Below are 14,157 nucleotides of genomic sequence, written 5' to 3'. Positions count from 1 at the left end.
TTACGTCCGCCGCTCGCGTGAATATGCCAAAGGGTTGAAGCGGGTCGGATGAGGCGCCTCTTCTCGCGGGGGCGCCGCGGCCGCATAGAATACCGTCATCGGCCTGCTCGGCTGCGGAGAGCCCACGATGATGTTGCGCCTCGCTGTCTGTCCTGATTGCGATTGCGTTCTGGTCGATCACGCTCGTGCAGGCGAGGGCGGACCGGTTCGTCGCGCTGGTCGTCGGCAATTCGCAATTCGAGAAGGCCTCGTCCTTGCCGAATGCGCAGCGCGATGCGGCAGCGGTCGCCGACCGTCTGCGCGATCTCGGTTTCGACGTGACGGAGGTCTTCGACGGCGACGCCTTCACGCTCAACCGCGCGGCCGAGCGCTTCGTCGGGCAGGCGCTTGGTGCGGATCTCGCACCGTTCTATTTCGCCGGTCACGGGATTCAGCTGTTCGACCAGAACTTCCTTCTGGCGCGCGAGCACAATGACGCTGCAGCTCGTCTATCGAAAGGGATTGCTGCAGGTCAGTCTCGATGGCGCTTCTCAGGCGTTATCGTCTTCGCGCGCCACGTGCCAGAGGCGTGTCGCAAATGTTGCGCCCGCTACGCCGCCAGCGTCAGCGCCTCCGGTGGTGCCGGTTTCGCCGCGGCCGAGCGGTGCCGCCACACTGGACGGCCGTGCACGCGCGTTTATCGAGGACTATATGCGGCGCACGGAAGGCAACACCGAGCAGGTGCTGGCGTTTGTGCGCAACAGCTTCAGCGCCGAAATCCGCTATTACGGCAAGGTCGTGACCAACGCGCAGGTGGTCGAGGAGAAGCGCCGCTATCTCGGTCGCTGGCCGCAGCGCCGCTACCAGCTCAAGGCCGAGACGATGCGCGTGCAGTGTGACAAGCCGCGGGCGACTGCGTCGTGCCCGGGGAGCTGGATTAAAATGTCAGCGACCCGCGCGCGGACCGTGCGTCATCCGGTGCCGCGACCTACGAATTGCGGGTGGTGTTTACCCAGTCCGGACCGAAGGTCGTTGAAGAGAGAGGGCGTACATTGGCACGACGCTGAAAACACGGCTCTTTTCGCAGGCGACTGCGACAGCAGGGTTAACAGAACATGAATCCATGCTCCCTGGATTCTGCGGCGCAATTTATTTCGAATTAGAGCGATCGGCTTAGTGTCCGCTCATACCAACAGAGGCGCTCACATGACAGAACGGCGCAAGGCAGAAAGATTGCAGGCTTCCGGCGCGGCTGCGGTGCAGGCGCGTTTCGGCCGCGGCATCGAATGCACCGTACGCAACATGTCGCGGGACGGCGCCTGTCTCGTGTTTGTCCATAGGCAGACGGCTCTGCCGAAGGAATTCTCGCTCACCCTCGCCCGGGAATCGGCAAGCCGTCCTTGCCGCATTGTCTGGCAGTCCTCATACCGCGTCGGCGTTCAATTCGTTGGCGAATGCTGATATGGAGCGGCGAAAGACAGTGCGTGAGGATGCCGGCAAGCCGGGCTCGGTCAGCTTCGGCGTTGCGGCAATTGTTGACTGCACGGTCCTGAACATGTCTCAGGCGGGTGCGTGCCTGGAGTTTGATTTCCGCCCCGTCCTGCCGAAAGGCTTCTCGGTCGTCATCAAGCCGCAATATATCCGGCGATCCTGCCGCGTCGCGTGGCAATCGGGACCGCGTGTCGGCGTTGAATTCACCGGCGGACGCTGACGGTCGTTGACGCGCCTTGTTGAGGTTAACGGCGCATTGTTCGAGAGCTTGATCGTTCTTCGTGGCGCCGCTTCGTGCGGCTGGACTATCGTCGGCACATGATTTCAAGGGCGAAGACGTTCTTCTGGAATGTTCTCGGGATGCGGCGTCGGCTTGGCCTGCGCACCGCAATCCGGCTGGCGTGGCTGTTTTCACGCCCTTATCAGAACCACGATCTGATTGCCGTGCACCTCAAAGGCTTCCAGGCGCCGATATGGCTTCGCGCAAACAGTAGCGACATCGAGACATTTCTGCAGGTCTTTGCCGAGGGGCAATACGATTTTGCCCGCTTCCCTCAGCAGCGGAAGGTCTGGGACGATTACCGCGCTGCGCTCGGGCGCGGAGAGACGCCTCTTATCGTTGATTGCGGCGCCAATATCGGCCTGAGCGCGCTCTGGTTCGCGAACCTTTTTCCGAAGGCGCGAGTCGTCGCCGTCGAACCCGCCGCCGATAACATCGATCTCATGAGGCGCAATCTCGCGGCGTATCCGAACACGGAGATCGTAGCGGGCGGTGTTTGGGACAAGCAGACGCAATTGTCGATCGTCGACCGCAGTGTCATGCCTTGGGCCTATCAGGTGGATCAGGCGAGCGGCGAGCGCGGTGGCGTCCAGTCTCACACGATCGGTGACATCGCGGGCGACAAGCCGATCCTCGTGATGAAGATCGACATCGAAGGTTCGGAGGCTGCGCTGTTCCGTTCGAACACAGAGTGGCTCGACAGAACTGGCCTGCTCATTATCGAATTGCACGATGAAAAGCTGCCAGGTCGGAAGACCAGCCGAAATTTCTTCCAGAGGATTGCGAAAAAGGATTTCGAATTCGCGATCAGCGGTGAGAACGCGTTGTTTTTCATGTCTGGCGGTACCGCGTAGTCGCTCCAGAGCCTAGATGCGCGGCGCCGAAATCGAAAGGGGTCACCCAATGGCAAGCGACCCCTTTCGCATTGACATTTGCTACAGCAAGGTCTGGTGTCTTGCTGCCTCGCCCTCGCGCCTACTTCAGCGCGCCTTCCACACTGGTGAAGGTGGAAACGAGTTTTCCGCCGAGCGTGCCCACCACGGTGATGATGGCAACAGAAATGCCGGCAGCGATCAGACCATATTCGATGGCCGTGGCGCCCGATTCATCGCGAAAAAAATTAGTAATCATGCAGGACGATCTCCCTCTCGGTTGGACACGGGCACGAGACAACCTAGGCGCTAGCCTTTAATCAGTGCTTTTCTCAAATCCTAAAAATCGAATAGCTGTTATTCGAGGAATGTGGTTGCGGGTGTGCCGGTGTGTCTACCCAGCCTGCGGAGCACGTTTCCAGACACCGTAATCGGCCACGAAGCGTCGGACTTGGTCCTCGCTTCCGACGAACACCGGCGGCTGCGTGTCGCCAAGAACGACGGACAAGTAAACGCGCCGAGACTTCATGATCTCGGCGATCTCCTCGTCGGACAATTCCCAGCATGAAACGCAACACTTTCCGTTGCGAAAGATCGGCAGCGGTCTGATGTTTTCTGCCCCGCGCGGCGGCTGAAGCACAAAGTTCTGACCGTCGAATTCAACAGGTGTGCCCATTGCTTTGCCCTCGTGTCAGGCAAAGCAGTATACGCAATTCCTTCGGTGTAAGGGCTTCTAGCTCGCGCAGTTTTGACTCGCCGGGCGCTGCTTGAGGTTAATCGCGCCGCAAAAAGAATGCGGCCGGCTCTTGGGGGGAGAGCCGGCCGCCACGAGCCCGGTCGGGGACGGGGAGGGGTGGGGACGTGACCGGGATCGCGTTTCCGCTGTCTCGTGATCCTTCGGAACTAGCGTGACGTTGCGGTCGAGATCGTCGGCCGCGGATCGCCAAGCGAGATCCACACATTCTGGTCGTGCTGCGACTGGCGCTTCACGAACCGATAATTGGTGTCTGACCAAAGCAGGATGTCGGGATGCTGATTGTCCAGAATGAACTCGCCCTTGTCGGTCTTGACGGTGAGGACCGCGTGGCCGTCGCCATTGCGTTCACGCACGACGGTGATCAGCAGCGCCTCGCGCGGCCAGCCGGCCTGCATCAGCATGCGGCGCTTCAGCAGCACGTAATCTTCGCAATCGCCGCGGCCCGTGTCCGGATAAGACCACTTCTCGACGACGCCCCACTGATCGAGGTCAGTGATCGGCTTGATGTTGTCGTTCACCCACTTGTTGATGCGTGCGAGATCCTTCCACGCCTTGGTGGTCAGCACGACATCGCGCGGTGTCGATGAAGCGGTATTGCATTCGCGCGGATTTTCTGCGCAGAACTCGATCCAGCCGATCGGAGGACGCGATGTCTCTCCGACCGAGACGAAGAGAGGACGCGGGCCCGCCGCCGCTGCGCTTCCGAATGCGATTATGCAGGCTGCCGCCGCAATCCGCACGCTTCCGTGTAAGTTGAGCAGAACTCGTTGCACCGCGTGACCCCGTCCCTTATCGTTAGGTCACACTTCGCACAAAGCTTTTGTCGTGCCGCTAAGTCGAGCGAGCGCTTTTGAAGCGAAAGAAAATCAAGTGAGCGGTGAATTCGAATTTCACTTGAAACGAAATTGAGTAAAATTGAATCAATCCGGTTTCGCTCCGTGAGGCGGGACTTATGCGCAAAAGCGCTGATTTTCCTGCATTGAGAGAGCGCATGCTCCGTCTCACGCAGAAGGCGCTCACGTCCGGATCTGACTAATGTGAATGAGGGGATTGGTCTCGGCGCGCGTTAGTCGAGCCGAATTCCGTCTTTTGGACGGCCTTGCGCGTTTACCCGCCGGTGACGCTTTCTTCCAGAAAGTCCGGATGCTGCAGCCGCAGGAACTCGACTGCAAAGCCTTCGTCGAGGTGGCGGACGACGCGGCCCTGAATCTTTCCGACGGTCACGAGCGCGCCGAGAGGCGGGCGCTGGTCGGTCGCGACAGCCGCGCCGGAGAGCGATACGTCGATCAGCCGGCAGCCGATGGCTGCTCCGTTCGGCAGGATCAGCATGGTCATCGGATTGCGCGGCGCAAAGCGTCCGTGACGCCGGTCTTCGGGCGAGGCGAGGAGATGCCGGTTTGCAAGCCAGGTCAGCTGTGCGGCCAGCTTGTCGCGCTTGCGCGCGGTTGCCGCGATCGTGGTTGCGAATCCGTTATCAAATACGCGCGTGCAAACGCCTTCCAGCCGACCGACATGGTCGATATAGGCGATCACGCGCTCGCCGACCTGCGCGAAAGCCGGCGCGAACAGCGCCATGCCGCCGGGCGACATGTTGACCACCTGGCACGGATATTCGCGGCGGTCCGACAGCATGTAGCGGCCGAGCAGATTGACCTTCACGCGCTGAAAGCGCCTGCGTTCCTCGCTGTGCGGGAGGACGCGGGCGTTTGCGTGAGCCAGGTTGCCGAAAACAGCTGCCATGATGCGGGTCTTAACGTTGCCGCACGCGCCCGAGTGCACGCGGTCGTTAAAACCTATTCAAGCGTCGTTAACGACGGGTTAGCCTTGGCAATTTCGTGAAATGGCCGACGGCGCAGCGGGATAGAGCACGAAGCCCGGCCCGCGGATCGGCGCAGGTCTGGCGGTCGCGGCGGCGCGGATGAAGCGCATGTCGCCGAGGCGCAGCGACTGTACCGGGCGTGCGCCGAGCCAATAAGTGGCTGAGACGGGGGACAGTGCGCCGAGAACGCGGCCTGCGCCGTGGCTGGCGCTCGCAAGCGGCAACAGGATCAATTCGAGTTCGGCGTCGGGTGCAGCGTCGTTCAGACCGCTGACGCCGACGACGACGCCCTCGCTCTCCTGCGTCACCGTCTGTATCAGCTCGCAAATCGCCGGCCGCTCGTCGTGGGTCCAAAGTCGCTCGAACGCGGTGCCGGTCAATTCGCGTCCGAATGTCTCGCACAGGGCCGTCCCTGCAATCCTGAACGGGTGTCCGTGCTCGGCGTCGAAGGCCAAAACGAACGTGCGGGCAAGGCAGGACCGAATGGCGCCCGGATCGATTTCGGCGCGATCGGGTGCCGGACGCGTGCCGCGCAACGCGTCCCAGTAAGCGAACAATGCGCGTGTCACGCTCTGCTTCATCGTTCCGTTGTGCCGTTCGTATCGGGCTGGTCGGGCTTCTGTACCGATGCGGGACAGAATTGACGCGCGCTGAAGTGATTGAGCGTGATGGTGCAGGACGCGTGCCTTCATGCGGGCGCGGCCGTTATCGTTAACAGGAGCTTGCACTTGGCCGGCGTGAAGGGGCTGGTAGGGTCGCCATCGAACCGGACGGCAGGTTGTGTGGTGCCTGCCAGAGTTGAGACAGAGGGGACGTGACCGGCGCGACTTGCGTCGCAGCGTCAGGGACGGCGAGGGGAGAGCCAAGGCTCTCCCCTCGCATTTTTGCGGCCGGTTTCAGGGATTTTCCGTTTTGCGGCCGATTTGACTTGAAGTTGCGGAGCCGGCGGGCGACTAGGGCACCGGATAGCTCCCGCCATGAATTCCTCGACTCCTCGCGAACCCATCTTCAACGTTCCCGGCGTGCTCGTCGCCACGATCGGCGCGCTTGTTGTCATTCACGCGCTCCGTTCGCTGCTATCGCAGGAGGCCGAGGTCGAGGTCCTGCTGCTGTTCGCGTTCATTCCGGCGCGCTACGACGCCAATATTCTGGCGAATGCGGCGTGGCCCGGCGGAACCGCTGCCGATATCTGGACCTTCGTCACCTATGCGCTGCTCCATGCCGACTGGATGCACCTTCTGTTCAATTCGGTTTGGTTTCTCGCCTTCGGCACGCCGCTCGCGCGACGGTTCGGGGCGGCGCGTTTCCTTGCCTTCTGCGCGGTCACGGCCGCGGCCGGAGCGCTCGCGCATCTGGTGACGCATTTCGGACAGATGGTTCCAATGGTCGGCGCATCGGGCGCGATATCGGGCGCGATGTCTGGCGCGATGCGGTTCGCATTTCAGCGCGGCGGTCCGCTCACGTTTGGCGGGGCGCATCACTCCTATCGCGTTCCCGCCTTGTCACTTGTCAACTCGTTCCGCGATCCGCGTGTGCTCGCGTTCCTTGCCGTATGGTTCGGTCTCAACCTTTTGTTCGGACTTGGCTCGATCTCGATCACGGGTAACGAGCAACCGGTTGCGTGGCAGGCGCATGTCGGCGGCTTTCTGGCCGGCCTGCTTCTGTTCAGCTGGTTCGATCCGGTTGGATCCGCACCAGAACGGGACGATCGTCCCGCGGCCTGATGCGTTGCAGCATGTTTGGTGCTGGCCAACATGCGTGCTGCGTGGAACACTCTTCTCACTAAGCGGTTGAGAGCATGCGCGTAGTCTGCGCGTTGCGGACGCGCGCTCCATAGGGAGGCGAAACAATGATCGTGAAGTCGATCCTCTCCGCAAAGGGCCGCGATGTTATGACGATCGCGCCCACGGCGACGCTGGCAGAAGCTACAAATATTCTTGCGGACCGAAAGATCGGTGCATTGGTCGTGACCGGAGCAGGCGGCCGGATCACGGGAATTATTTCGGAGCGCGACATTGTGCGCGCATTCGCGCGCTACGGAGCGAGTGCGCTGCAAATGCCATTGAGCGAGGTCATGACCCGGAAGGTCGTGACCTGCACGCCCACCGATACGGTTGCCATGCTCATGGAACGCATGACGGCGGGCAAATTCCGGCATCTGCCGGTGATGGATGAAGGCAATCTCGTCGGGATCATCTCGATCGGCGACGTGGTGAAGTATCGCCTCACCGAACTCGAGTTCGAGCAGGGCGCGATGCGGGATTACATCCAGACAGCCTAACGGTAACGAATTGCGCTCGTTGCTCACGTCAAGGCAGCGAGCGCATCCTCGATATCGGGAATGGCGCGTTCTGCGGCCTGAGCGCCGATCTCGATCGCTTCCTTTGCGCGATGGAAATCGAACAGGCCGATCTTCCCGCAGCGCGGCGCGATCATCACATCGGGCGGGTCGCCGGCGAGACGCGAACGCGTCACGCGATCCTGCATGATGTTGAACGAATCCACCATGACGCTGGCGATGTTCGGGCTGCGCTTATCGCCGATGAGCTGCCGCTTGAGCAGAAACTCCGGGCTAAGAATCCGCCGCAGTCCTTCGGGACGTGATCGCATTTCGGTCAGAAGACGCGCATCGTCCTCGTCCGGTCCGTGACTTGAGATCGTGCCGCCGCGTCCGAGCATATCCGAGTTGAGATTGATCGCGATCACCAGCCGCGCACCGAGCGCCCGCGCGGCGGATACCGGCACGGGATTCACCAGCGCGCCGTCAACGAGCCAGCGGCCGCCGAGGCGGACGGGAGTGAACAGACCCGGCAGGGCGTAGGAGGCGCGTGCTGCATCGACCAGGCGTCCGCGCGTCAGCCAGATCTCATGACCGGTTCCAAGTTCGGTCGCGATCGCCGCGTAGCGTTTCGGCAATCCCTCGATCATCGTGTCGGCCAGGGTCCCTTCCAGCCGATCCGCCAGGCGATTGCCGTCGATCAGACCTGAGCCACCGAGACTGATGTCGAGATAACCAAGGACGCCGCGCGTCGTCAGACCGCGCGCCCAGGTGTCGAACGCGTCCAGTTTGTCGCAGGCATAACAGGCGCCGACCACAGCGCCGATCGACGTACCGACCACGACATCGGGCTCGATGCCATGCCGGGCGAGTACTTGCAGGACTCCGATATGGACGAAGCCACGCGCAATCCCGCCGCCCAGTGCGAGGCCAACGCTCGGTTTGGACGGCGCCTTTTTTTCGGTGATTGCCTCCGCCGCCCGATCACCGTTAACGGCGCGCCGGATCAAGGCCTGCAGCACGATCTGATCCTCCAAGCCGATGATTGCGGCTTCGATGCGGAGAGACAAGGGTGTGCGATGGAAAATCGGACCGGATGGTGAAAGCGGCGGCCGGTCTTATGCGCGCGAGGGCCGCACCATCCGGAATTCGCGTTCGACGACGGAATAGTTGTGGTAGCCGTTTCGTGCGATCGGCTTCATGGCGGCTGTGTCGAGCAGTCCGTCGCGGATATAGCGGTCATCGATATGCACGCCGATCACCTCTCCGAACACCACGTACGCATCGAGCGCGCGACCTTCAATATCGCTGAGCGGCAGGATTTGCAGCAACACGCATTCGAGCGCGCAGGGCGAGGCCGCGACGCGAGGCGGCTTCACGAGGCATGACGGCGCAGCCTCCAGCCCCGCTGCCTCCATCTCATTGACGCCGCGCGCCATCGGCGCCGACGTCTTGTTCATGGCCTCGCGCAGATCCCACGTCGCCAGATTGCACACGAACTCACGGGTCTCGCGAATGAATGCCAGCGAATCCTTCTGTCCTTCGCTGGAGAAGGTGACGATCGTCGGCCGGCTGGAGACCGCATTGAAGAACGAATAGGGCGCGAGATTGATGTCGCCCGCTGCGCTCATGGACGTGATCCAGCCGATTGGACGGGGCGCGACGATGGCCTTGATCGGATCGTGCGGAAGTCCGTGATCGTTCTTTCGCGCGTCGTAGAACATGTGTCAGGCGCCGTAGCGCGTCACGATCTCCGAGAGCGGAGGGCGCGGACGGTCTTCCGGCGGCCGCGCCGGGGTTCCGATATGCACGAAGCCTGCGATTCGCTCGTTGTCGGCGAGTCCGATCGCCTTCAGCACACGCGGATCGTAGGCATACCATTCCGTGATCCAGTTCGCGGCGTAGCCGATCGCGTGGGCTGCGGTGATCAGGTTCATCGTGGCGGCGCCGGCTGACATCACCTGTTCCCATTCGGGGATCTTTGCGTGCGGGCCTGCACGGCTGACCACAGCGATGACCAGCGGTGCGCGGGCGAGGCGCTTGCGCTCGAACTCGATCTGCTCCGGTGTTGCGTCGGGCCGGTCCGAGCTGAAGGCCTCGGCAATCTTTTCGCCGATGGCAAGGCGGGCATCTCCCTCGAAGATGATGAACCGCCATGGCGCCAGCTTCCCATGATCGGGAACCCGCGAAGCGATGGTCAGCAGCGTGTCGATCTCGCCAGCCGAGGGGGCAGGTCCGTTCAGCTCGATCGGCTTCACCGAGCGGCGTGTGGAGAGAAGGGAGAGTGCGTCGGTCATGCGCTGCGGCTACCACAGGCCCGAAAGCCGCACAAATCGGACCGGTACCCCCCTAGGCTTGAATTCGCCGCGATTTCCTCCGAAAACGCCCACATGAGGGAGTTGGGAACTGCGGCGGGGCGGGCAAGAGCTTGCATGGCATTGGCCATCGCGGTGCTCGCATGCGGCAGTCTGCCCGCGAAGGCGCAGCCGTTCATCGGAAACTCGGCGCCGGCGAGCGCCGCACCGCCTGTGCCAGGCGAGCCGCAAAGCCTCTTGCCGCCGCCGGCAACCAATCTGGCGGCTCCCGGCGCCTCCGACGTCCTGCGGCCGCCAGCTCCCATCCCGCTTCCGGTCGCCCCGTTGCCGCCTCCGCCGCAGGTCGAGCGGCCGCCCGCAACGGCTGCTGTTCCACCTCCGGCTCCGGCACTCGCTCCCGCGGTACCGCCGGGGCAGGTTCCGCTTTATCTGAGCGCGCGATTCGGCCGCGACCTGCCGCAGGTCCCGGGCGGCATCCAGTGGCGCGTCTTCCCGGACCGCGCCGATGCAACCGGCGCCATCCGCCCGATCCGTGAGGACAAGACTGCGGCGCCGACGCTGATGCTGCCGCCGGGCGGTTACATCGTTCACGCGACCCTGGGCCACGCGCATTCGCTGAAGAAGGTGCAATTGCGCGCGGAGGCCGTGCGCGAGACCTTCGATATCCCGGCCGGCGGCATTCGCATCGAAGGCAAGGTCGGCGAGACGCGCATTCCCGCCGGACAGATCCATTTCGACATCTACAAGGGCAGCCAGTTCGAGCCGGGCGACAAGCGGCCGATCAGCCAGAATGTCGTCACCGGCGAGGTGATGCTGGTGCCCGAGGGCACCTATCACATCGTTTCGCACTACGGGGACGGCAACGCGGTGGTACGCTCCGACATCCGCGTTCAGGCGGCGCGCGTCACCGATGTAACGGTCAATCATCGCGCGGCGGTTATCACCCTGAAGCTCGTGACCAGCAGCGGCGGCGAAGCGATCGCAAATACCCAGTGGTCGGTTCTGACGCCGGGTGGCGACGTCATCAAGGAATCGATCGGCGCGTTCCCGCGTGTGGTGCTTGCGGAGGGCGAATATCGCGTCATCGCCCGCAACGAGGGGCGTTCGTTCCAGCACGACTTCAATGTCTCCCCCGGCGTCGATCGGGAAATTTCGGTGGTCGCGCGCTGAGCGGAAAGCCGCCAGCGCCAGCAGGTGAGGCGACTCGGAGTCGATCGTGCATCGTCCGCTCGCTTTTCTCGTTACGGTACTCCTGATCGCGTCCGGCGCCGCCGCCCTCGCATCGGACGTTCCGCGCCCGGATGATCTTCGGGCAATGAAAGCCGAGTATCGGCGATCGGCACCGCGGATTGCCGACAATCCTGCGCTTGTCGCGCTCGGACGGACGCTCTTCTTCGACCCCGTCATATCGGCTTCGGGCAAGACAGCCTGCGCGAGCTGTCACCGACCCGAGCTCGCCTGGGCGGATGATGTCGCGCGCAGCATGGGGGATTCCGGTCGCCTGACGGAGCGCAGGGTCCAGACATTGCTGGGGATCGGCCACGCGCGTCCGCCGTTCGACTGGGATGGGCGCCACGCCACGCTCGAAGCGCAGGCGGTGTCGTCCATCGGGACCGGTTCGATGTCCATGTTCGCGACGCCGCACGAAATGCGCGTGGACGACATTGTTGCCCGCCTGCGCCGGAGCGACAGTTATGCCGCGGCATTCGCGCGCGCGATGCCAGGACAGCCGATCAATCTCGACAATGTCGTCATCGCGCTTGCAGCATTCGAGCGCACCATAGAGCCTGGCGACGCTCCGTTCGATCGCTGGATAGCCGGCGACGAGACGGCGATCCCCGATGCAGCGAAGCGCGGCTTTGTCGTCTTCAACAAACAGGGCAACTGCGTCGGCTGCCATCGCGGCTGGCGTTTCACCGACGACCAGTTCCACGATATCGGCATCAGCAACAAGGATCCCGGGCGTGGGCGCGAGCGCAAGGATGACCCCTTCGCACAGTTCGCTTTCAAGACGCCGACGCTCCGGTCGGTGGCGCTGCGTCCGCCCTACATGCATGACGGCAGTCTGAAGACGCTGCGGGATGTCGTGGACCACTACGTCAAGGGCGGCATCGACCGTCCGAGCCGCTCGCCGATGATGCGCCCGGTTGATCTGACCGAGGACGAACGCAAGGATCTCGTCGCGTTCCTGCGGACGCTGACCGGCGAATAATACTCAGGCCGCGGTCCGGCCGCGGTCATGTTGACTAAACGGCAGTCCAGCCGCCGTCATGGGCGATGAGCTGGCCGGTGACGAAGCTCGACGCATCGCTCGCGAGGTAGATCACAAGGCCCTGCAATTCCTTCGAGGCGCCGCGCCGTCCCATCGGCGTGCCGGCAATGATCGCCTGTTCGAAACGCTCCTTGTCCTGCGTGCTCATGTCGGCCTTGAAGTGATCGGCAAGGCGCGTGCCGGCACCCTGCCAGCCGGGTGCGATCGCGTTGGCACGGATATTGTCCTTGCCGTATTCGGCCGCGATCTGCTTCGTCATGCCCGTGAGGCCGGCTTTGGTCGCGGCATAGGCCACGCTCGATACCGGACATCCCGGATAGAAGCCGACGATCCCGATCAGCGATGCAACATTGATGATCGAGCCGCCGCCGGCCTCGAGCATCAGCGGGATGATCGCGCGCGTGACCAGGAACGGGCCGGTCAGGTTCACATCGAGGACGCGCCGCCAGTCGGCGATGTCGACCTCGTGCAGCCGCTTCGGATAGGGCGCGACACCTGCATTGTTGACCAGCACGTCAAGCTTGCCGTTCGCACCCTTCACGGCCCGGCCGAGATGGGCGATCTCGTCTTCCTTTGTGACGTCAAAAACGATGCGAGAGGCCTTGCCGCCGCGGCTGTGGATGATCGAGACCGTCTCGGTCACCCATCCCTTGTCGCGGTCGGCACAGATCACCTCGGCGCCGGCGGCCGCGAGCCCGATCGCCATCTCGCGGCCAAGCCCGGAACCCGCGCCCGTGACCAGCGCCACCTTCCCATCGAGCTTGAACAGCTCGACCGACATCAGTGCTCCCCCAGCGGAAATTATCCCACCGGACATGATGAAAGAAAAATCAGTGTCACGCCACCTTTGAGAGGCGCGCGCGCCGGACATCCGGCGGCAGAGCCTCGTCGGCAAGCATGGCGAGCGCCTCGTCGAGGGGCATAACCTTTTGGCCTTCGCTGCCGAGACGGCGGATCGACACGGTGCGTTCGGCGGCTTCCTTCTTGCCGACGACGAGAAGAGCAGGGACCTTGGCGAGCGAGTGTTCGCGGACCTTGTAGTTGATTTTCTCGTTGCGAAGGTCGGTCGAGACCCGAAGGCCCATTGCCGTCGCGGTGCGCGCCATCTCCGCCGCATAGTCATCGGCCTCGGATACGATGGTGCAGATCACCGCCTGTTTCGGCGCGAGCCAGAGAGGTAGATGACCGGCATAGTGTTCGAGCACGACGCCGAGGAAGCGCTCCATCGAGCCGCAGATGGCCCGGTGGATCATTACCGGCGTCTGCTTGGTGCCGTCGGGGGCGATATAGAAGGCGTCGAATCGCTCCGGCAGGTTGAAGTCGACCTGCGTCGTGCCGCATTGCCAGTCGCGGCCGATGGCGTCGCGCAGCACATATTCGAATTTCGGCCCGTAGAACGCGCCTTCGCCGGGATTGATCGCGGTCCTGATCTTCTGATTTCCGCTGCGCGCCTCGATCTGCTTGAGCACATCCTGCATGATGTTTTCGGCGTGATCCCAGGCTTCATCCGAACCAACGCGCTGCTCGGGCCGGGTCGAGAGCTTTACCGTCATCTCGCCTTCGAAGCCGAAATCGGCATAGGTCGTCAGGATCAGATCGTTGATCTTGAGACACTCCTCGGCCATCTGCTCGGGCGTGCAGAACACATGCGCGTCGTCCTGCGTGAAGGCGCGCACCCGCATCAGGCCGTGCAGCGCGCCGGATGGCTCATAGCGGTGCACGATGCCGAACTCGGCCATGCGGAGTGGCAGCTCGCGATAAGAGCGCAGGCCATGCTTGAAGATCTGGATATGGCCGGGGCAGTTCATCGGCTTGATGGCGTAGACGCGCTCGTCCTCGGTGTCGTCGCCGGCCGAGGTCGCCTGAAACATGTTCTCGCGGAACCAGCCCCAGTGGCCGGAGGTCTCCCACAGCGACTTGTCGAGCATGATCGGCGCGTTGACTTCGCTGTAATCGCCTTTCAGCCGCCGGCGCATATAGGCGACGATCTCCTGAAAGATCGTCCAGCCGTTGGCGTGCCAGAACACCGTGCCCGGGCCTTCCTCCTGGAAGTGGAACAGGTCCATCTCGCGGCCGAGCTTGCGGTGGTCGCGC

The 14,157-nt window shown here is 63.0% G+C and carries 17 protein-coding genes and 1 pseudogene; 9 read left to right on the top strand and 9 right to left on the bottom strand.

What is annotated here, in order from left to right; all coding sequences use genetic code 11:
* Positions 1–185: 185 nt before the first annotated feature.
* The 5 genes and pseudogenes from VNZ93_RS24955 to VNZ93_RS18345 form a co-directional block, all read left to right on the top strand.
* Positions 186–380 (top strand): annotated as a pseudogene (locus tag VNZ93_RS24955) (caspase family protein); the annotation flags it as partial.
* Between the two features lie 310 nt (positions 381–690).
* Entirely contained in the window at positions 691–1,098 is a 408-nt protein-coding gene (locus VNZ93_RS18355; protein ID WP_325708394.1) for a hypothetical protein, read from the top strand.
* Positions 1,099–1,185: 87 nt separating this feature from the next.
* Positions 1,186–1,440 carry a PilZ domain-containing protein gene (locus VNZ93_RS24950; protein WP_414710117.1) on the top strand — a complete coding sequence of 85 codons (255 nt, stop codon included), beginning with the start codon at positions 1,186–1,188 and terminating at the stop codon, positions 1,438–1,440.
* Position 1,441: 1 nt separating this feature from the next.
* The gene (locus tag VNZ93_RS18350; protein WP_325708391.1) at positions 1,442–1,690 is read left to right on the top strand and encodes a PilZ domain-containing protein; all 249 of its coding nucleotides are present in this window, start codon (positions 1,442–1,444) and stop codon (positions 1,688–1,690) included.
* Between the two features lie 98 nt (positions 1,691–1,788).
* The gene (locus VNZ93_RS18345) at positions 1,789–2,604 is read left to right on the top strand and encodes an FkbM family methyltransferase (RefSeq protein ID WP_325708388.1); all 816 of its coding nucleotides are present in this window, start codon (positions 1,789–1,791) and stop codon (positions 2,602–2,604) included.
* Between the two features lie 121 nt (positions 2,605–2,725).
* Here VNZ93_RS18345 and VNZ93_RS18340 read toward each other — a convergent pair whose 3' ends face one another.
* From VNZ93_RS18340 to VNZ93_RS18325, 4 genes are all read right to left on the bottom strand, one after another.
* A complete protein-coding gene (locus VNZ93_RS18340) occupies positions 2,726–2,881 on the bottom strand; it encodes a Flp family type IVb pilin (protein ID WP_325708385.1) in 156 nt (51 codons plus the stop codon).
* Positions 2,882–3,525: 644 nt separating this feature from the next.
* Complete coding sequence (locus VNZ93_RS18335) at positions 3,526–4,140, bottom strand: transglutaminase-like cysteine peptidase (RefSeq protein ID WP_325708403.1); 615 nt, start codon at positions 4,138–4,140, stop codon at positions 3,526–3,528.
* A 346-nt stretch (positions 4,141–4,486) separates the two neighbouring features.
* Positions 4,487–5,119 (bottom strand): PilZ domain-containing protein, encoded by a 633-nt coding sequence (locus tag VNZ93_RS18330; protein ID WP_325708382.1) that lies wholly within the window; start codon positions 5,117–5,119, stop codon positions 4,487–4,489.
* 78 nt (positions 5,120–5,197) lie between these two features.
* Positions 5,198–5,767, bottom strand: a complete 570-nt coding sequence (locus VNZ93_RS18325) for a PAS domain-containing protein (protein ID WP_325708379.1) — start codon at positions 5,765–5,767, stop codon at positions 5,198–5,200.
* A gap of 408 nt (positions 5,768–6,175) precedes the next feature.
* Between VNZ93_RS18325 and VNZ93_RS18320 the strand changes: the two genes are divergently transcribed.
* Together VNZ93_RS18320 and VNZ93_RS18315 are read left to right on the top strand one after the other, a co-directional pair.
* The gene (locus tag VNZ93_RS18320) at positions 6,176–6,922 is read left to right on the top strand and encodes a rhomboid family intramembrane serine protease (protein ID WP_325708376.1); all 747 of its coding nucleotides are present in this window, start codon (positions 6,176–6,178) and stop codon (positions 6,920–6,922) included.
* Between the two features lie 125 nt (positions 6,923–7,047).
* On the top strand, positions 7,048–7,479 hold the full coding sequence (locus tag VNZ93_RS18315; protein ID WP_325708373.1) for a CBS domain-containing protein: 432 nt from the start codon (positions 7,048–7,050) through the stop codon (positions 7,477–7,479).
* Between the two features lie 23 nt (positions 7,480–7,502).
* On the opposite strand, the gene VNZ93_RS18310 is transcribed toward VNZ93_RS18315, so the two are convergent.
* The 3 genes from VNZ93_RS18310 to VNZ93_RS18300 all read right to left on the bottom strand — a co-directional run bounded on the left by VNZ93_RS18310 (position 7,503) and on the right by VNZ93_RS18300 (position 9,773).
* Positions 7,503–8,498 (bottom strand): patatin-like phospholipase family protein, encoded by a 996-nt coding sequence (locus VNZ93_RS18310; RefSeq protein WP_414710116.1) that lies wholly within the window; start codon positions 8,496–8,498, stop codon positions 7,503–7,505.
* Positions 8,499–8,594: 96 nt separating this feature from the next.
* A complete protein-coding gene (locus VNZ93_RS18305; RefSeq protein ID WP_325708370.1) occupies positions 8,595–9,200 on the bottom strand; it encodes a flavin reductase family protein in 606 nt (201 codons plus the stop codon).
* A 3-nt stretch (positions 9,201–9,203) separates the two neighbouring features.
* Positions 9,204–9,773 (bottom strand): nitroreductase, encoded by a 570-nt coding sequence (locus tag VNZ93_RS18300; RefSeq protein WP_325708367.1) that lies wholly within the window; start codon positions 9,771–9,773, stop codon positions 9,204–9,206.
* A gap of 135 nt (positions 9,774–9,908) precedes the next feature.
* Between VNZ93_RS18300 and VNZ93_RS18295 the strand changes: the two genes are divergently transcribed.
* A complete protein-coding gene (locus VNZ93_RS18295) occupies positions 9,909–10,961 on the top strand; it encodes a hypothetical protein (protein ID WP_325708363.1) in 1,053 nt (350 codons plus the stop codon).
* A gap of 46 nt (positions 10,962–11,007) precedes the next feature.
* Entirely contained in the window at positions 11,008–12,003 is a 996-nt protein-coding gene (locus tag VNZ93_RS18290; RefSeq protein ID WP_325708360.1) for a cytochrome-c peroxidase, read from the top strand.
* Positions 12,004–12,037: 34 nt separating this feature from the next.
* Here the strand turns inward: VNZ93_RS18290 and VNZ93_RS18285 are convergent, their stop codons facing one another.
* Positions 12,038–12,844, bottom strand: coding sequence for an SDR family NAD(P)-dependent oxidoreductase (locus VNZ93_RS18285; protein ID WP_325708357.1), 807 nt, complete (start codon positions 12,842–12,844; stop codon positions 12,038–12,040).
* 55 nt (positions 12,845–12,899) lie between these two features.
* On the bottom strand, positions 12,900–14,157 hold a 1,258-nt coding region (gene thrS / locus VNZ93_RS18280; protein WP_325708354.1), incomplete at its 5' end, for a threonine--tRNA ligase.

The sequence above is a fragment of the Pseudorhodoplanes sp. genome (assembly GCF_035565795.1).
GTDB lineage: Bacteria > Pseudomonadota > Alphaproteobacteria > Rhizobiales > Xanthobacteraceae > Pseudorhodoplanes.
Note: the sequence above shows the minus strand (reverse complement) of the source record. Positions and strands in the feature narration are given on the sequence as shown.